Origin of the sequence: Daejeonella sp., assembly GCF_036405355.1 — a bacterium.
Taxonomy (GTDB): Bacteria; Bacteroidota; Bacteroidia; order Sphingobacteriales; family Sphingobacteriaceae; genus Daejeonella.
On the sequence record NZ_DASWXT010000107.1, the window covers coordinates 16300 to 34287 of the forward strand.

Sequence of the window (17988 nt, forward strand, 5' to 3'; positions counted from 1 at the left end):
TGGCAATTAAATTTAATAATGCAATCAGGATGACCACAGCCAGTAAAACCTTTATATCTCTCTTAACGCAGGTATAGCAATAAAAAACAAAATATGTACATCAATGAAGTTAAACGGGTAGAAGCAGTACAACGATATCATGATTTCAATCTGGAAAGACAGAAAGATCTTCAGGAGATTGTAATGCTTGCCTCTGTAATCTGTAATAGTCCTATTGCATTGATTACACTTATGGATTATGATGTACAACTAATTAAGGCAAAGGTGGGTGTGGATGTTGAAGAGATGCCCCGAAACACTTCCTTTTGCACCCATGCGATTCAGATTGACAAGATCATGGTTGTAAAGGATGCGACTAAAGATGTAAGGTTTGCAAATGCACCGGTAGTTGTAAACAATCCTCATATCCGCTTTTACGCCAGTGCAAATCTTAAGTCCTATGATGGCTTTAACGTGGGTACCTTATGTGTTTATGATACTAAACCAAAAGATCTGACAGCACAGCAACTGGAATGCCTTGCAGCCCTTGCTAATCAGGTAAGCCATATCATGGAACTTGACCGAAGTTTAAACCAACTAAAGAAACAACACGAATCGCTGCGGGAAATTGCACGCATTCAGTCGCATGAGATCAGACAGCCTGTTGCATCTATTTTGGGTTTAGTGGCTCTGATGAAAGAGCCTTTAGCTTCGATTGATTCTGAATGTATAGACCTTCTCGACGCCTCTGCTAATCAGTTAGACGAACGTATCAGAACTATGGTCAATCATATAAACGATCAGGAATCTGATTATAAACCGGCATAAGATAGTAACCAAAGATCATCATGCCCGAAACCAGGCTGTTCGGTCTGATATCTGAATATTTTTTTTAATTTCAGCCCGATGAAATTTTTCCCGTCCGTCTTCTTATTTTCTCTTTTCTTACTTTTTATATCCTGCGGTCATATAAGCAAGATAAACGAAGAACCGGCACCAACATTCACCGCTATAAAAGGAATCAAATACACTGAAGTAAAACGTCGCTTCAACAACGGACTTTCATTCACTAATCAGGGATTTCAGCTGGAGCCTGAATGGAATATCTATTTTAATGCTGATGATTCTGTGAGGATCTTTAGTCCGGAGAAGAAACAATACATGACCTATCGCATATTCCATAGTCATAAAGCACTTTTTCAGTTTGCCCGTGAATGGTTCAGGGTAAAACATGTGAGTAAGGACAGTCTGATCTTCCAGGTTATGGAACTTGAATCCAGGGCCGTGATGGAAGATCTTTCTACAATTACCATGACACTTTATTCAGATGATTACATCAAAAATGTGCTAAAGACTACAGCTGAGAAGCTGAAAGCACCTTCAAAGGAAGATAGTTTATTCATTAAGTACCGTGCAATACAGGCAAATTCTGATCTGGATAGTGCATTTGCTGCTCGTAATCCTGTTAAACTGACCAGCAAAAGCAAAATAACCCGGGTCGAAAAGATCATGCCCAGTCTCGACCCTTATTTGGGCCACGTTAACCGGTCTGAAGAATATCTGTATCCCGAATACAGAATCAATATCGACAAGGCTTATCAGGATTTTCAGTATTCATTCTCGGTAATTGTTGATCACAATGGCAGGATGCACTTCAAACAATTCCTGGTCGCTGTTGAACCCGAATTCATTGAAACAAAAACAAAAGTTGCAAAGGGAATAATTGATGTCTATCTGCGTAATACACTGGATATCATTCCCGGAAATACGCTTGGCTTTCCGCATTCAAGTGTGATCAATCTGCATGTGATTGGGAGGAAGTAATCTCAATTAATCCAATCACATTTCCAAATGGATCCCTGATACTTCCAAGACGGATACCATCTCCTACAGAATGAATTTCCTGGTGAATGATCACATTTTTGGATTTAAAATGCTCAAATGCCTGATCAATTTCTTCTATTTTCCAATAGGTGATGCTGTTGTTTCCACCAGAATATTCTGCAAATGAGGGGTCAAGTCCCAATTCATAGCCTCCGATGTTAAAGCCTACATAGAAACTCTCATCAAAATAAGGTTTGATGCCAAATATCTCAGAATACCACAATTTAGCTTCTTCCAGATTTTCCACATGATAAACTATTGTCCTGATTCCTTTTAACATATCAATGAATAATTTTAAACATAAGCTCCTTCATCAGATCACCCTGTTCTGTATTTCCGCTTGCATCAACCCCCTTGGTTTTTAAATCACACTCACGCAGATAACTGATCACCCGAAAGACCTTTTCTTTACTGTAATTTCTTGCAGCATTCTCATATTCCTTCACAAAGAATGGGGCTATTCCCAATGCACTTGCCAGACCCTGAGGAGATTTGTCGCCGGCATAATGATACTTTAATACCTTGGTAAAATATGAGTTAAGGGCTCCCAGCAGCAGCTGTATTGGGTTATTCTTCGGATTATCCGCAAAATAATTGATAATCTGATTCACTTTAAATGCATCTTTTCTAGCAATCGCATTCTGAAGTTCAAATACATTGTATTCCTTGCTGATACCGATATTATTCTGAATATCATTAACACTGATCTCCTGCCCCGCCTTCACGTTCAGCATCAGTTTTTCGAGTTCGTTGGCTACTTTAGAAAGATCATTACCCAGGTATTCGGCCATCAGTGCCGAAGCCTGAATCTGTATAGAATACCCCTTTTCACGTACAAACCCCTCAATCCAGCCGGGCACTTTATTTTCGTGAATTGATGCAGATTCGAAAACAAGACCTTTTTTTTCTATGGCTTTGTAGGTTTTCTTCCGCTTATCAAATTTGCCATTTCGATAGCAAAATACCAGAATAGTACTTGGCAGCGGATTTTCAAAATAGCTTAACAAAGGATCTGCCGACTTCTTATCATCATCTGCATCTTTGCCCCATTTCAAATCCTGTGCTTCCTTTACCAAAACCACCTGATAATCGCTCATCATAGGATACCGTTTGGCAGCATTCAGAATACTCATCAGGTCGGAATCCTTACCATAAAAAACAGTTTGATTAAACCCTTTTTCGGCATCAGAAAGCACATTTTCTTCTATATAATCACTAATCTGATCAATGTAGAATGATTCTTCTCCATGTAGCAGATAAACCGGCTTAAACTTCCGGTTTTTCAGGTCTTTAATAAGTTCGTTGCTATTCATTTTGCTTGTCGAAATTACGATTCTTTAAACATACATTTCAAGCCTGAACTGATATTTTAAAATTAAAGCCCTGGGATGCCGCAGATTAAAATCATTTTGTGAAATTTACTGCAATGTTCAAACCAGGCCCATTAAATCTCCCGTCCTATTCACTTAAGATTAAAGAGGAAAACGGAACAAGCTATATTTTTGATGAGATCCGAAAAAAGTATCTGGTTCTTACGCCCGAAGAATGGGTCAGGCAGCATTTGATTCAATTTCTGATCAGGGACAAGAAATACCCGCGTTCGCTAATCAGGCTGGAAGGCGGATTGAAACTGAACAGCCTGCAGAAACGTTCAGACATTCTGCTCTTCAACCGGCATGGGGAGAAGATCCTGCTAGTTGAATGTAAAGCGCCCTCTGTTAAGATTAACCAGGATACCTTTGACCAGATTGCACGATATAATTTTGTACACAAGGTACCATGGCTATTAGTCAGCAATGGGTTACAGCATTTCTGCTGTGAGATTGATTTTGAAAAGCAATCTTACAGATTTGCAGAAGAATTGCCGGAATACTCTGGCTAAGCATCCAAAAATAAAATTTTGAGATCAGGCTTATTGATTATTATTCACAGGAATATTATATCTTTAGAAATATTCAGGCATTAATTTTGCTGTAGAGGATATAATAGCTTGTAGATTTACAAACGACACATTTCTAATCTGATTAACCCTCACTCGTTCTAAATTCACCTCTTAACAGGTGGCCATTACTTGTGTTCGACAACTTAAGTATTTATGGCCATTCTGATTTTTTTTATTTCCCATTGGTTTCTGTCTCTGTTCTTCCAGACTTTTTTCCAGCACCGTTATGCCTCACACCGGATGTTTACGATGTCGAAAGGCTGGGAACGCATTTTTTATTTTATGGCCTTTATTTTTGAAGGGGCTTCCTTTTTAAACCCCCGTGCCTATGCGATGATGCACAGGGAACACCATGCTTATAGTGATACTGAGAAAGATCCGCATTCACCGCATTTTTTTACCGATGTATTTCAACTGATGAAAGCCACAATTATCACTTTCCGCGATCATTTAAAGCGTACCAAAGATCCTGAGGCCCGTTTTCAGGGTTATTATCCCGAATGGCCCTTAATTGACCGGATTGGATCTTCAATCGCTTCCCGGCTTCTGTTTGGGGCAGCTTATACCTGGTTCTATATTGAATTCGTGCCAAAAGGGTCGGAATGGATGTACTTCCTGCTTCCCATTCACTATCTAATGGGGCCACTTCATGGTGCAATTGTAAACTGGTGCGGACATAAATATGGTTATTCCAATTTCGACAATAAGGACAAATCCAAGAACACTACTCCTTTCGACTTTTTGATGTTGGGAGAATTATTCCAGAACAATCATCACCGCTACCCCAACAGCGCAAATTTTGGAAAGAAATGGTTTGAAATCGATCCTGTTTATCCGCTTATGAAACTGATGGATGTTATGGGCATTATCCGTCTGAAAAAGGCTATTTAACAGTTTATGGCAATGTAAATGAGGGCATTTTTATTGTAGTCAAATCAAATTCTCCCCGCCTGACTGGATTAAAATTCTGGCTTTCCCCACAAGAAATAAATTTAACCCCCTGATTATTTTTATATCCCTTATCTTTGAATATCCCTTATCGAAATGGTATAATTTCTAATTGATTTTTTTTTGCAATGAGATTCCTTAGGTACATTTATATAATACTGCTCTTGCTGTCTTATTTAAATTCGTATGGATCTCATACTTCCAATGATGGCATCCCGGATGCTAAAAACGGGATACTTGATCTCCGTAATTCTTCCTTAACTGATATCATTCCACTGGATGGTGAATGGCAGTTTTTTTGGAATCAGTTAATTGGGCCTGACAGTAATCATGCCCAAAACCAGCAGTATGAAATTGTTAATTTTCCGTTCAGATGGGAAAATTATCAATTGAATGGCAAAAAGCTACCCTCCTATGGCTATGCCAGCTATAAACTTACTATACTCCTTCCTAAAACCACCGAACCACTCCGTATAATCGTCCCCGAAATGTATTCTGCCTACAGCTTATTCATTAATGGCAAAAAGGTGGCTAAAAATGGGCAGGTTAGTGATAATGAAGAAGATTTTATACCCTACTGGCAATACCACTCAGTTGATCTTAATGAAAATCCTGATACACTGAATATGGTTCTGCAGGTTGCAAATTTTTCACATAGCAAAGGCGGTGTATCCAAATCAATTACCCTGGGCACAAAATCACTAATGGAGACCCACTGGATGCAGGCCCTTGCTATCGATCTGCTTTTAACAGGCTGTCTCTTTATGGGAGGCCTGTTCTTTTTAGGCTTGTACCTTTTAGGTAGCCGCGACAAAGCCATTCTTTTGTTTTCTCTCTACTCAATTGTTTATAGTTACAGGATAATGGGGATTGGAAATTATGTTTTTCATACAATAATTCCCGGAATTGACTGGTTTATTACAATTCGAATGGAGTACCTAAGTTTATTCATTGGGATTGGCCTGTTCACACTCTATACAAATTATCTCTACCCCAAAGACGTGAATAAAATAATAGTCAGAACGATTAGCATTTTGTGTTTTACTTTCGCAATAATTTCATTGCTTTTTCCTCCTTTAATATTTTCCAGACTGATCAATCCTTTCATAATAGTAATGCTGAGTTGCATCATATATGTACCATACGTTTACTTTCGGGCTTTTAAGCAAAAGCGGCCGGGTTCACTATTTGCATTAATGAGTTCGATAATGCTAATGGTCATATTTATCATCCTGATTCTGAATTACTGGCATCTCTCTCCATCATTGCAAGTGCCAAGTTTTATTTGTTATATCGGTTTCTTTTTCTTTCAATCGCTCATTCTCTCGAACAGGGTTTCATTTACACTTAAAAAAGCCAGGGAACAGGCAGAACAGGGTTTGATAGCGAAAAGTGAGTTTTTGAGTACCATGAGTCATGAGATCAGAACTCCCCTTAATTCTGTAATCGGAATGAGTCACTTGTTATTGAAAGAGAATCCCCGAAAAGATCAGGTTGAAAGTCTTAATGTAATGCTGTTCTCGGCAAATAATTTATTAGCAATTGTCAATGACATCCTTGATTACAATAAAATTGAAGCAGGTAAGATCTCGTTTGAACATATTGAAATGGATATTTCGTCCATCACCAAAAATATTGTCCGCGGCTTTCAGGTTTCTGCGGGTGATAAGGGCATCAAACTGGATTTACAATTGGATAATTCCTTACATACCAGAGTTTTTGGAGATCCAACCCGATTGTCACAGGTTTTGAGCAATCTGCTTCATAACGCCATCAAATTTACCGAACAGGGACAGGTGATTTTAGATATTACACGAATTAAAGAAACTGAAAATCAAATAACACTGCAGTTTAGCATAAAAGATACCGGAATAGGTATCTCTAAGGAAAAGCAAAAACTTATCTTTGAACGATTTACACAAGCTGACTCTTCCACTTCACGTGGTTTTGGAGGGACAGGTTTAGGACTGGCGATCAGTAAAAAGATCCTTGAATTACAGAACTCAACCCTGCAACTTGAAAGTGAGGAAGGGAAAGGTTCAAATTTCTATTTCAGTCAGACCTTTGAAAAAAGCTTACAAAATCCCGAACAACCAGAAGCAGATATGAACCTTCAAACTGAAGATAATAAATTACTAAGCGGAATCACTGTATTATTAGTAGAAGACAATCCCATTAACATTTTGGTTGCCCAAAAATTCCTGGAGAGATGGGGCGCAAAGATTGTAACTGCGAGCAACGGACTCGAGGCATTAAACATTGTTGATCCTGAAAAGCATGACCTTGTTCTTATTGACCTTCATATGCCTGTTATGGATGGATATGAGGCCAGCAGAAAAATGAGAGAAAGAGGAATAGATCTGCCAATTATTGCTCTGACAGCAAATTTACCAAGTGAAGTTGAGGATGAGATAAAACTTAGCGGAATCAATGATGTGGTTGTGAAACCATTCCTGCCTGATGAACTGTACAGAAAAGTGCTTCATTATGTCTCAAAAAAAAAATAATTGCGGGATAAATCAGCCTTGCTCATCATATATTAATTTGTAGTAATAAAGTCAAATAAGATCTGATCTTGAATTATAAATAATATTAATCGTAATATTGCAATTAATTATGGGACTAACCAAATCAGAAATATTCTCAGCCGAGCAAAACCATCTGGCTCAATTACTGAAAGCTTTGGCGCATCCGGCACGAATCGCCATCCTTCAGGAGATCATGAAGGCGAATACCTGCATCTGCGGGGATCTGGTTACTGAACTTGGTTTAGCACAAGCCACCATCTCTCAGCATCTAAAAGAATTAAAAAATGCAGGCTTAATAAAGGGTACCGTGGAAGGAGCCAGTGTATGCTATTGCATTAATCCGGAAACCTGGCAATTGCTTGAAAAAGAGATAGGTAACTTTCTTTCAGCCGTCAAAACAACAAATAGCTGCTGTTAAAAAAAATTAATTTAAAATATCGCAATATTACAATTATATAAATAAAATACCATGAAAACTGAAGCAGAGATCAAAGAACTTGTAAGGCAAAAATACAGTGAAATTGCATTACAGGATAAAGCTACAAATGAGAGTTCTTGCTGTGGTGCCGGTGGATGCAGCACTGAAGTGTACAATATTATGACAGATGATTATACGGATCTGAAAGGCTATAATCCGGATGCTGATCTGGGTCTGGGATGTGGTTTGCCAACACAGTTCGCAGTGATCAAAAAAGGTGATGTGGTGATCGATCTTGGATCAGGTGCCGGGAATGATTGCTTTGTTGCGAGATCTGAAGCAGGTGAGAGTGGAAAAATCATCGGAATAGATTTTACTGAAGCCATGATCAATAAGGCCAGACAGAATGCAGAAAACCTTGGTTTTAATAATGTCGAGTTTCGTCAGGGAGATATTGAGCACATGCCGGTAACATCCAACACAGCGGATGTGGTAGTAAGCAATTGTGTACTCAATCTTGTTCCAAATAAGGATAAGGTTTTTAAGGAAATTTTCAGGGTATTGAAACCTGGTGGCCATTTCAGTATATCTGATGTGGTTCTGATCGGCAAATTACCCGATCAAATAAAAAATGCTGCAGAAATGTATGCAGGATGTGTTTCAGGAGCCATACAAAGGGAAACCTATCTTGAACTGATCAAAATCAATGGCTTTACAGATATGAGAATACAAAAGGAAAAGCCGATAATTATTCCGGATGACATTCTGCAGAACTATCTTTCAACAGAAGAGATCCACGCATTCAAATCAGGAAATACAGGAATCTTCAGCATTAGTGTTTACGCGGCAAAACCAAAACAAGCAGCGGTTTGTGTACCGGGAGGAGGCTGCTGTTAATAACAGATTGATCATCAGGCAATTTTGATATAACTTTTATTGGCAAACAAACGTAATAGGGATACCAAAACATAATGACCTATGACATATCAGTATAAAATCAGCCTTCACCGCTCATCAAACAGTGAAATAGCTAATTCTAAATTTGCTATAGTGCTATTATCCATATTATTACTAAATGCTATTACAGTTGTATTTTATTTTTACTCGCTTACACTCGTTTCACTAAGTTTGTTTCTGAGTATTATTTTCCTTACTTTATTATTGAGGCAATTCCGGAAAACACAGAAAGTATCTTTTATTGAAATCAGGGATAAAACCCTGAACTATTTTGATACAGAGAGAGAAGAAATAGTAAAAGTTGCTGCACAGGATATAACTCATATCAGTACAAAACTTTGTGAACTCAGGGTTCACACAAATGAAAGAGTTCATCTTGTTAATCTGAATGTGATCAGAAACGAGAAAAAACGCTGGGAAATAAAAGAAAAGATCAGAACATTATTAAACCCTGTCAGCCTTTAAAAGGCTGACAGGGTTCAAAAGGCTGACAGGGTTTTTAATCCCGCTTCCAGAATTTTCAATTTCGATAAAGCATCTTCCTTCTTTTGACGCTCAATTTCAACAACTTCCGGTTTTGCATTCTGTACAAAACGTTCATTCGACAATTTTGCTTCCACAGCGCGTAAAAATCCATTGAGATACTCAATTTCCTTTTCTATCCGCAGCTTCTCAGCCGCAGGATCAATACTATTTTCAAGCGGCACAAAAAATTCATCCTTACCGGCCATAAATGTACCGGCTCCGGCAACAGGCTCTTCCACAAATCCGGATTCAGTGATATTAGCAAGTCTTGAAACAATATTAAAATAATCCTGATACCTGATTTCCGAATTAACCTTAATTTTTAATGTCAAAGCCTCCTTTGGAGAAATTTGTTTCGTATTTCTGATATTTCTGATCTCAGAGATCACTTGTTTTATGATATCAATATCATGTACAAGTGCTGTATCTATCTTTCCTGCTACCGGATAAGCTGCAACTATACAACATTCTTTCTCTCCCCGCAGGGTAAAAAGATCATCATGCCACAGCTCTTCGGTCAGGAATGGCATTAAAGGATGTAGTAATTTCAAGATCCGCTCAAAATATTCAACAGTAATCCTGTAGGTTTCCTGATCTATTGGCTGCTGATAAGCAGGCTTGATCATTTCCAGATACCATGCACAGAAATCATCCCAAACCAGTTTATATATTCCCATCAGGGCCTCAGAAAGACGATACTGCTTATAATTGTCCTCAATTTCTGTCAATGACTGATTGAAAGCCGATTCAAACCAATTAATTGCCTGCTGATTGTTATTGCTCAGCTCAGGATCAACTTCCCAGCCCTTAACTAACCTGAAGGCATTCCATACTTTATTCGCAAAATTTCTACCCTGCTCACAATAGCTTTCATCAAACATCAGGTCATTTCCGGCAGGTGAACACAAAAGCATACCCACCCTTACTCCGTCAGCACCGTACTTTTCGATCAATCCGATAGGATCGGGAGAATTACCCAATGACTTGGACATTTTTCTACCCAGCTTATCACGTACTATTCCGGTCAGATATACATTTCTAAAGGGTACTTCGCCCCTGAACTCATGTCCTGCCATAATCATTCTGGCTACCCAGAAAAACAGGATCTCAGGTGCTGTAACCAGATCATTGGTTGGATAATAATAACTTATATCGGCATTATCAGGATCCTTAAATCCGTCGAAAACAGAGATTGGCCACAACCAGGATGAAAACCAGGTATCAACAACATCATCATCCTGCCTGATCCTGGTTGAATCGGAATCAGGGAACTGCTTTTTAAATTCTTCAATAGCTTCAGACTCAGTTTTCGCAACAACCCACTCTCCTTTTGCATTATACCATGCCGGAATTCGCTGTCCCCACCACAATTGCCTGCTGATACACCAGTCCTTTACATTTTCCATCCAGTGTTTATAGGTATTTATAAACTTTTCAGGAATCAATTTTATTTCTCCATTTAAAACATAGTCGAGCGCAGGTCCCGACATTTCAGACATTTTACAGAACCATTGCATCGACAACTTGGGTTCTATCGCTGCATCAGTACGCTCAGAGAATCCAATTTGCGATTTATAGTCTTCAAGTTTTTCCAGATTACCGGCCTCATCAAGCATCAAATGAATTTTCTTCCTGGCTGCAAAGCGATCTTCACCTACCAATATCTGAGCATTTTCGTTTAGAGTACCATCATCATTCAGAATATCAATAACAGGAAGCTTATGCCTTAAGCCCAATTCATAATCATTCAGATCATGTGCCGGAGTCACTTTAAGACAGCCAGTACCAAACTCCATATCAACATAATCATCCTGAATAACAGGTATTTTTCTGTTAATCAATGGAATAGATACTTGCTTTCCCTTAAGAAATTCGAATCTGCTATCATTTGGATTGATGCAAATCGCGGTATCAGCCATAATAGTCTCAGGCCGTGTTGTCGCCACGATCAGATGATCGGGATAGCCCTGAACAGGATCAACAATGGAATATCTGATATAGTATAACTTCTGATTTACTTCCTTACGAACGACCTCCTCATCCGAAACAGCGGTCTGCCCTTTCGGATCCCAGTTCACCATGCGTATGCCTCTGTAGATCCAGCCTTTCTTATAAAGGTGAATAAAGGTATCGATTACCGCTTCAGAGAGATCATCTTCCATAGTAAAGCGCGTTCTGTCCCAATCGCACGAAGCACCCAGCTTTTCAAGTTGTTTGAGTATGATACCACCATACTTATCCTTCCATTCGTATGCATAGTTTAGAAATTCCTCTCTGCTGACATCCTTCTTCTCAATTCCCTGTTCTTTTAGTAATGCAACTACCTTTGCTTCAGTTGCAATCGATGCATGGTCAGTTCCTGGCACCCAGCAGGCATTCTTGCCCTGCATTCGGGCCCTGCGGATTAAAACATCCTGAATTGTATTGTTGAGCATATGCCCCATATGCAATACCCCGGTTACATTGGGTGGTGGAATCACGATAGTATAAGGTTCTCTTTCATCCGGCACTGAGCGGAAGAACTTCTTATCAAGCCAATATTTATACCATTTATCCTCAGTCTCTCTGGGATTATACGTCTTTGGAATACTCATTTAATCAAGGGGAAAATTAACATGCGAAAATACGTTTTTGGGAGGTATTATTGGAACATGCAGGTCCTGAATTTTAGAAAAAGTCCATAAATACATTGATAATTGATGCTGAATTACATTTTTAATTATCCGATATGAACAATAAAACAATATTATTCTCATTCAGGTGTTATTATATAAAACAGATTGTTTCAGCCATGAAAATCATCTCCTGGTCTAGTATTAGCTATTTTATACTCAATTACCTCCAATTGGGCCGTATACTTTCCTGGTTTAATAAGTAGATCGCTGCATTATTTTTTCTTTTCATCCCGATATCTGTTATTTTTACATTCTTTCTTACTAACCAAAACATCATGAATAAGAATTACATTAAATTTATGCTCTTTGGGGCCTTCTGTACCCTGTCTTTGCAGGTTGCCGCACAGCATGATTCAAAACCGGTTAAAAAGCCCGCTTTTATCGACCGAGCAAGCATGGATCTGAGCAAAAAACCCGGCGAGGATTTCTACAATTATGCCAGTGGCACCTGGATAAAAAACAATCCGGTACCTGCCAAAGAAACAAGATGGGGAAGTTTTAACCTGCTTCGCGACTTTAACATCAATGCAGTTAAGACCATCCTCGCTGAATCAGCGAACGATAAAAAAGCGGCTCCCGGCTCAGTGGAAAAGCGTGTCGGCGATTTTTACGCTGCTGGTATGGACAGTGTCACTATTGAAAAACTGGGATACAGCCCTATCAAACCCGACCTTGAAAAAGTATCACAACTATCCGATCTTAAAGGCCTGATCAATCATGCCGCTGAAATGAGGACGTCCGGAGCGGGCTCCCCATTTTTTGCTTTTTTTGTTGGGCAGGATAGAAAATATGTTAAAAACATTGTCCCGCAACTCTTTCAGGGAGGAACTACCCTGCCCGATCGCGACTATTATTTAAAGAATGATCCAAGAAGTCTGAAGATTCAGGAATCCTATAAAAATTATATCAGCAAACTTTTTACGCTTACAGGTTCTTCTCAGTCCGATGCTGAAAAAAATGCAGGTATAATTTTCAATATAGAGAAGTCGCTCGCAGCAGCTCAAATGAGCCGTGTTGAAATGCGCGACCCATATAAAACCTATAATAAGTTTGCCATAGCAGAACTCAGCAAAACAACTCCTAACCTTAATTGGGAGACTTTACTCCCCCTCATGAAGGTAAACGGACAGGATACTGTATTGGTAAACTCTCCAAAATTCTTTACCGAACTGAATGATTTGTTAGGCTCGGCACCACTTGATGACCTCAAAACATACCTGAAGTGGAATGTTCTAAAAAGTTCAGCACCATACCTGAGTTCTGACTTTGTTGATGCCAGTTTTGCCTTTACACAAACACTGACAGGTCAGAAAGTACAAACTCCGCGCTGGCAGCGGATGTCATCTTTAACTGACGGCTCTGTTGGTGACCTTCTTGGACAGATCTATGTAAAAAAACACTTCAAGCCTGAAGCAAAGGCAAGGATGCAGGAACTGGTTAGCAATTTGGTTAAGGCTTATGAGATCAGGATAAAAAATCTGGATTGGATGACTGATGTGACCAAGCAGAAAGCCCTGGATAAACTTCATGCCTTTACACCGAAGATTGCTTATCCCGACAAATGGAAAAATTATGAGGGGCTGGAAATTAACAGAGGAACATTTTTTAATAATGTCAGAAATTCAGGAACCTGGAGCTATACTGAAATGGTAAAACAATTGGGTAAGCCTGTTGACAAAACCCGCTGGGCAATGACTGCACCAACTGTAAATGCCTATTACAATCCCGTAAATAACGAAATTGTATTCCCTGCCGGAATACTTCAATTCCCTTTCTTTGATCCGAATGCAGATGATGCAGTAAATTATGGTGGCATTGGAGCAGTTATTGGCCATGAGATTTCCCATGGTTTTGATGATTCAGGAAGTCAGTATGATAAAGACGGCACTTTACGCAATTGGTGGACCGACGAGGACAGAAGCAAGTTCAAAATTAAGGCAACTGCCCTGCAGGAACAATTTGACGCATATACAGTGCTTGACACAGTTCACGTCAATGGCAAACTGACACTTGGTGAGAATATTGGTGATCTTGGCGGGCTGAATGCAGCGTATGAAGCCTTTAAAATGACCAAACAGGGACAAAGCAATGTTAAAATTGATGGCTTTACTCCTGATCAGCGGTTTTTCCTCTCATGGGCACAGGTTTGGAAAGGTAATATTCTGAACGAAACGGCCGCGCAATTAATAGTAACTGATTCTCATTCTCCGGGCCCATACCGCACTATCGGTGCACCTGTAAATATGGATGCATGGTATGAGGCCTTTGATGTAAAACCGGGAGATAAACTTTATAAAAAGCCGGAAGACCGCATAAGAATATGGTAATCTGGTCTTAAAAAAATTGTTAATTAGGATTTAAGCCCTTTGTTTGAGTATTTTCGAACAAAGGGCTTTTTTATGCCAGCAATGAATTATATCGATCTGATTTTAATAAGTTTAATCCTGCTCTCAGCATGGCGGGGCTGGCATATTGGCTTTCTGGCATCCATAACAGAAATTTTCATCTGGCTTGGCAGCTTCATAGCTGCCCTGCTCTTTTCAGAACTCCTCGCTACCTTTCTTGATAAACTTTTCAGCATTTCTATAATTTGGCTAAGACCGATGAGTTTCATCCTGATCCTGGTCATATTCAGCCGGATGATTTACGAAATGTGCGACGGGATCAATGAAAAAATACCTGAGTCAAGAAATAAACATCCCTTAAATAAACTGAGTGGAATTATCCCGGGCATGTTCTCAGGTCTGTTTTATGCGATGTTATTGTCCCTTTTTTTTCTCCTTTACCCTGTCGGAGATGCAACGAAAGAAGCCAGAAAAAGCGTATTAGCCAACACACTAACACAAAAACCAGACTGGGCCGGAGAAAGGGTCAATAATGTTCTGAATGACCTCAGAAATAAATTTGGCAGAAGCCTTACTATTTTCCCGAATGGAAAGGAGATTATACCATTACCTTTTAAAGTTGTAGAACCATTGCCCAGAAAAGAACTGGAAATTGGAATGTTAAATATGATTAACACTGAAAGAGAAAAATTGGGGCTACCTGCCCTCTTCTTTGACGAAGAACTTGCGGAAGTGGCCAGAACACATTCAAAAGACATGTTTCGGAGGGGGTATTTTTCTCATTTCAATCCGGAGGGAAAAAGTCCTTTCGACAGAATCAGAAAAAATGGAATTCAGTTCAGAATAGCGGGCGAAAACCTTGCTTTAGCTCAAAACCTGAATCTTGCGCACAATGGTCTGATGGAATCTCCAACACATCGTGCAAACATAGAACATAAGTCATTCGGCAAAGTTGGCATAGGAATACTGGATGGGGGCTATAATGGTCTAATGATCACTCAGTTATTCAGAAACTGATACTTAAAAGCAAAATCAGAGTCAAAACCATGGTCTTTTTTTTAAATTTGCAGCGCTTCTTATCCAGTTAAAAAACGATTATATTCTAAGTTCAGATAACATATTGGCAATATTATTGTTATAATTTCAGGATCATTTATAAACCAATAAAATACTGTCTATGCATAGGTATTTATTCATTCTATTTTGTTTACTAAGCAGCCCGTTGATCGCGCAAATCAAAAATCCCGAATACAAACAGACACTGGATAGTCTTTACAATCATACAGTCCCATTAATCACAATAGATGAATTTATAAAGACCGATAAATACAATCTATACATTCTCGACACCCGTGAAGAAGATGAATTTATGGTCAGTCATTTAAAAAATGCCCGCCATGTTGGGAACTTCTGGTTCGATATGCGCAAGGTTTATGATATTCCCAAAAACTCAACGGTTGTTGTGTATTGTTCAGTAGGAATAAGAAGCGAAAAAATAGGAGAAAAACTAATCGCTGCCGGATATAAAAATGTGCTTAACCTCTATGGCGGCATCTTCGAATGGGTTAACCAGGGTCATCCTGTTTATAAACAAAATGGAGTTCAAACTGCCGAAATCCATACCTATAACAACACCTGGGACCGATGGGCTGAACGTGGCACCAAGGTAAATTAATTCGGCTTCAATCAATAAGCGGCATGGATCATTTAAGTTTTGCAATTACATCTGATGGTTCAAAAACTCTTTTTAATGAAGAAGTTGGCGAGCATTATCATTCCCGGCATGGTGCCTTACAGGAAAGCAAGCATGTTTTCCTCAATACCGGAATGCGCTATTTCCTTGAAAAAAACGGATTAGAAAAAGTCAAAATTCTGGAAGTAGGTTTTGGCACAGGGCTCAACTTTTTGATTACTGCAGATTTTTGTTCAGAAAACAACATTCAACTCGACTATACTGGTATTGAAGCCTATCCGCTCAAACCCGAAATGATTGTGGATACAGGATACGAAGATTATATTTCTCATGACCTCTGGGATTCATTCATAACGCAATACGAGGAAGCACAAAAATCTTCGGTACAGATTGGCAAATTATGTACACTTAAGATAGCAACTGAAAAAATGCTTGATTTCAATGCTAAAGAGCCATTTGATGTTGTTTACTTTGATGCTTTTGCGGCAGTCCATCAGCCGGAGATGTGGAATCAGGAATCACTGAAACATATTTCAAAATTCATAAAGCCTGGAGGTGTATTTGTGACTTATGCGATTACCGGAGATCTGAAAAGAACGATGAAAAGTTTAGGTTTTACGATTGAAAAAGCCCCGGGTGCAGCGGGGAAGCGTGAGATGTTGCGGGCAATAAAAATGTAAATTTCGTCTTGCGCCTGATTATCATTCCACCTCACGAAATAACAAAATCAAAATCCTATTTTTGCAAGATCAATCTCAATAAATGTCTGCAAATCCGATCCCTCCGTCCGCCGATACACCTGCAAAGTCCTTTGAACGTTTGTTAACGATCATGAATACTCTTCGTGAGCAATGCCCCTGGGATAAAAAGCAAACGATGGAAACGCTCAGACATCTCACGATTGAGGAAACCTACGAACTTTCTGATGCAATCCTTGAAGGAGACATGAACGAGATCAGAAAAGAACTGGGTGATATTATGCTTCATCTCGTGTTTTACACACGTATCGCTTCTGAAACAAATGATTTTAGCATCACGGACGTTCTGAATGGCATCTGTGATAAATTGATTCACAGACATCCCCATATCTACAGTGATGTACACGTTAATGATGAAACCGATGTAAAACGTAACTGGGAGCAATTGAAATTAAAAGAGGGCAATAAATCAGTCCTCGAGGGAGTCCCGGCTTCATTGCCGGCCCTGATCAAGGCTTCGAGAATTCAGGAAAAAGCAAGAGGTGTTGGCTTCGACTGGGAAGAAAAGGCTCAGGTATGGGATAAGGTGGAAGAAGAGTTAAGGGAATTCAGGGATGAATTCAATACAGATGATAATGTAGCCATTGATAAAGAGAAGGCTGAAGGGGAATTCGGCGATCTGATGTTTTCTTTGATCAATTATGCTCGTTTCATCGATATCAACCCCGAAGATGCGCTAGAAAAAACAAATAAAAAGTTTATAAAGCGTTTTCAATATCTCGAAAGCAAGGCAAAAGAGCTTGGCAAAAGCCTGAAAGACATGACTTTATCTGAAATGGATATTTTCTGGAATGAAGCTAAAACTCAAAAATAAGCACTCCAGAGTAAAAGAATCGGAATAATTCTTTAAGGGAAATAACATGCATTTTGTTATTCGATCGCAGCCTCTTGTCATTGAGGGCGCAGCCCCAATGTCATTATTTAGCATCTTAAATATTTTATATACAGTACTTTATATTTATTTAGAAATATAATTATTGCGTGTGATTTCAAATTCATACCGCTCATAGCCGCGGAGGCCTATTCACTTTTTCCTTGATGAAAAAGTAACCAAAAAATCAAGACAAAACGAAGCTCCCACTACAAGAGGCCATACTCCCGGCCCGCCGTTTTGTCCTCCCCCCGCTCGGAAAATCCTGCTTCATTTAAATTAATTTCTCCATATCGAGATTCGAAGATTACTAAGATTAACGTTAGATGTTTAGGAATATTCATCCATCAACGGCTGCGTACAGGGCTATGAAAGTTAGTGATAAGGCAATTTTGAATTTACCGCCCTGTCCAATGCCGCAAAAAAAGTATATGAATGTTATTGCAAAGGGAATACGTCTAGGAT

Annotated in this window: 16 protein-coding genes; 13 read left to right on the top strand and 3 right to left on the bottom strand. The window is 39.2% G+C overall.

Annotation, left to right across the window (positions count from 1 at the left end):
• Positions 1–93 precede the first annotated feature (93 nt).
• Entirely contained in the window at positions 94–807 is a 714-nt protein-coding gene (locus tag VGE44_RS13115; RefSeq protein WP_331079790.1) for a GAF domain-containing protein, read from the top strand.
• A gap of 78 nt (positions 808–885) precedes the next feature.
• Positions 886–1803: a hypothetical protein gene (locus VGE44_RS13120; RefSeq protein WP_331079792.1), complete on the top strand. Its 918-nt coding sequence runs from the start codon at positions 886–888 to the stop codon at positions 1801–1803.
• Here VGE44_RS13120 and VGE44_RS13125 read toward each other — a convergent pair.
• Together VGE44_RS13125 and holA are read right to left on the bottom strand one after the other, a co-directional pair.
• On the bottom strand, positions 1775–2143 hold the full coding sequence (locus VGE44_RS13125) for a VOC family protein (RefSeq protein ID WP_331079794.1): 369 nt from the start codon (positions 2141–2143) through the stop codon (positions 1775–1777). The two genes, VGE44_RS13120 and VGE44_RS13125, sit on opposite strands and share 29 nt — an antisense overlap.
• 1 nt (position 2144) lies before the next feature.
• A complete protein-coding gene (gene holA, locus VGE44_RS13130) occupies positions 2145–3176 on the bottom strand; it encodes a DNA polymerase III subunit delta (protein ID WP_331079796.1) in 1032 nt (343 codons plus the stop codon).
• Positions 3177–3289: 113 nt separating this feature from the next.
• Between holA and VGE44_RS13135 the strand changes: the two genes are divergently transcribed.
• From VGE44_RS13135 to VGE44_RS13160, 6 genes are all read left to right on the top strand, one after another.
• On the top strand, positions 3290–3745 hold the full coding sequence (locus VGE44_RS13135) for a type I restriction enzyme HsdR N-terminal domain-containing protein (protein WP_331079820.1): 456 nt from the start codon (positions 3290–3292) through the stop codon (positions 3743–3745).
• A gap of 213 nt (positions 3746–3958) precedes the next feature.
• Entirely contained in the window at positions 3959–4696 is a 738-nt protein-coding gene (locus VGE44_RS13140) for an acyl-CoA desaturase (protein ID WP_331079798.1), read from the top strand.
• A 185-nt stretch (positions 4697–4881) separates the two neighbouring features.
• Positions 4882–7260 carry an ATP-binding protein gene (locus VGE44_RS13145; RefSeq protein WP_331079800.1) on the top strand — a complete coding sequence of 793 codons (2379 nt, stop codon included), beginning with the start codon at positions 4882–4884 and terminating at the stop codon, positions 7258–7260.
• A gap of 109 nt (positions 7261–7369) precedes the next feature.
• Positions 7370–7699: an ArsR/SmtB family transcription factor gene (locus VGE44_RS13150; RefSeq protein WP_324485580.1), complete on the top strand. Its 330-nt coding sequence runs from the start codon at positions 7370–7372 to the stop codon at positions 7697–7699.
• 51 nt (positions 7700–7750) lie between these two features.
• The gene (locus VGE44_RS13155) at positions 7751–8596 is read left to right on the top strand and encodes an arsenite methyltransferase (protein WP_331079803.1); all 846 of its coding nucleotides are present in this window, start codon (positions 7751–7753) and stop codon (positions 8594–8596) included.
• An 81-nt stretch (positions 8597–8677) separates the two neighbouring features.
• A complete protein-coding gene (locus VGE44_RS13160; protein WP_331079806.1) occupies positions 8678–9121 on the top strand; it encodes a hypothetical protein in 444 nt (147 codons plus the stop codon).
• A 14-nt stretch (positions 9122–9135) separates the two neighbouring features.
• Here the strand turns inward: VGE44_RS13160 and VGE44_RS13165 are convergent, their stop codons facing one another.
• On the bottom strand, positions 9136–11775 hold the full coding sequence (locus tag VGE44_RS13165) for a valine--tRNA ligase (RefSeq protein ID WP_331079808.1): 2640 nt from the start codon (positions 11773–11775) through the stop codon (positions 9136–9138).
• A 356-nt stretch (positions 11776–12131) separates the two neighbouring features.
• Between VGE44_RS13165 and VGE44_RS13170 the strand changes: the two genes are divergently transcribed.
• The 5 genes from VGE44_RS13170 (at position 12132) to mazG (ending at position 17466) form a co-directional block, all read left to right on the top strand.
• Complete coding sequence (locus VGE44_RS13170; protein ID WP_331079810.1) at positions 12132–14183, top strand: M13 family metallopeptidase; 2052 nt, start codon at positions 12132–12134, stop codon at positions 14181–14183.
• A gap of 81 nt (positions 14184–14264) precedes the next feature.
• Entirely contained in the window at positions 14265–15218 is a 954-nt protein-coding gene (locus VGE44_RS13175) for a CvpA family protein (RefSeq protein WP_331079812.1), read from the top strand.
• Between the two features lie 160 nt (positions 15219–15378).
• Positions 15379–15876 carry a rhodanese-like domain-containing protein gene (locus tag VGE44_RS13180; protein WP_331079814.1) on the top strand — a complete coding sequence of 166 codons (498 nt, stop codon included), beginning with the start codon at positions 15379–15381 and terminating at the stop codon, positions 15874–15876.
• Positions 15877–15899: 23 nt separating this feature from the next.
• Positions 15900–16574 (top strand): tRNA (5-methylaminomethyl-2-thiouridine)(34)-methyltransferase MnmD, encoded by a 675-nt coding sequence (mnmD, locus tag VGE44_RS13185; RefSeq protein WP_331079816.1) that lies wholly within the window; start codon positions 15900–15902, stop codon positions 16572–16574.
• Between the two features lie 82 nt (positions 16575–16656).
• Positions 16657–17466, top strand: a complete 810-nt coding sequence (mazG, locus tag VGE44_RS13190; protein WP_331079818.1) for a nucleoside triphosphate pyrophosphohydrolase — start codon at positions 16657–16659, stop codon at positions 17464–17466.
• Positions 17467–17988: the final 522 nt, after the last annotated feature.

Excerpts from the sequence above, each read along its gene's own strand:
- VGE44_RS13115 (WP_331079790.1), top strand. The coding sequence starts at position 94 with ATGTACATCAATGAAGTTAAACGGGTAGAAGCAGTACAACGATATCAT.
- VGE44_RS13155 (WP_331079803.1), top strand. The coding sequence starts at position 7,751 with ATGAAAACTGAAGCAGAGATCAAAGAACTTGTAAGGCAAAAATACAGT.
- VGE44_RS13170 (WP_331079810.1), top strand. The coding sequence starts at position 12,132 with ATGAATAAGAATTACATTAAATTTATGCTCTTTGGGGCCTTCTGTACC.
- VGE44_RS13165 (WP_331079808.1), bottom strand. The coding sequence starts at position 11,775 with ATGAGTATTCCAAAGACGTATAATCCCAGAGAGACTGAGGATAAATGG.
- holA (WP_331079796.1), bottom strand. The coding sequence starts at position 3,176 with ATGAATAGCAACGAACTTATTAAAGACCTGAAAAACCGGAAGTTTAAG.
- VGE44_RS13140 (WP_331079798.1), top strand. The coding sequence starts at position 3,959 with ATGGCCATTCTGATTTTTTTTATTTCCCATTGGTTTCTGTCTCTGTTC.
- mnmD (WP_331079816.1), top strand. The coding sequence starts at position 15,900 with ATGGATCATTTAAGTTTTGCAATTACATCTGATGGTTCAAAAACTCTT.
- mazG (WP_331079818.1), top strand. The coding sequence starts at position 16,657 with ATGTCTGCAAATCCGATCCCTCCGTCCGCCGATACACCTGCAAAGTCC.
- VGE44_RS13120 (WP_331079792.1), top strand. The coding sequence starts at position 886 with ATGAAATTTTTCCCGTCCGTCTTCTTATTTTCTCTTTTCTTACTTTTT.
- VGE44_RS13180 (WP_331079814.1), top strand. The coding sequence starts at position 15,379 with ATGCATAGGTATTTATTCATTCTATTTTGTTTACTAAGCAGCCCGTTG.
- VGE44_RS13160 (WP_331079806.1), top strand. The coding sequence starts at position 8,678 with ATGACATATCAGTATAAAATCAGCCTTCACCGCTCATCAAACAGTGAA.
- VGE44_RS13175 (WP_331079812.1), top strand. The coding sequence starts at position 14,265 with ATGAATTATATCGATCTGATTTTAATAAGTTTAATCCTGCTCTCAGCA.
- VGE44_RS13125 (WP_331079794.1), bottom strand. The coding sequence starts at position 2,143 with ATGTTAAAAGGAATCAGGACAATAGTTTATCATGTGGAAAATCTGGAA.
- VGE44_RS13145 (WP_331079800.1), top strand. The coding sequence starts at position 4,882 with ATGAGATTCCTTAGGTACATTTATATAATACTGCTCTTGCTGTCTTAT.
- VGE44_RS13150 (WP_324485580.1), top strand. The coding sequence starts at position 7,370 with ATGGGACTAACCAAATCAGAAATATTCTCAGCCGAGCAAAACCATCTG.
- VGE44_RS13135 (WP_331079820.1), top strand. The coding sequence starts at position 3,290 with ATGTTCAAACCAGGCCCATTAAATCTCCCGTCCTATTCACTTAAGATT.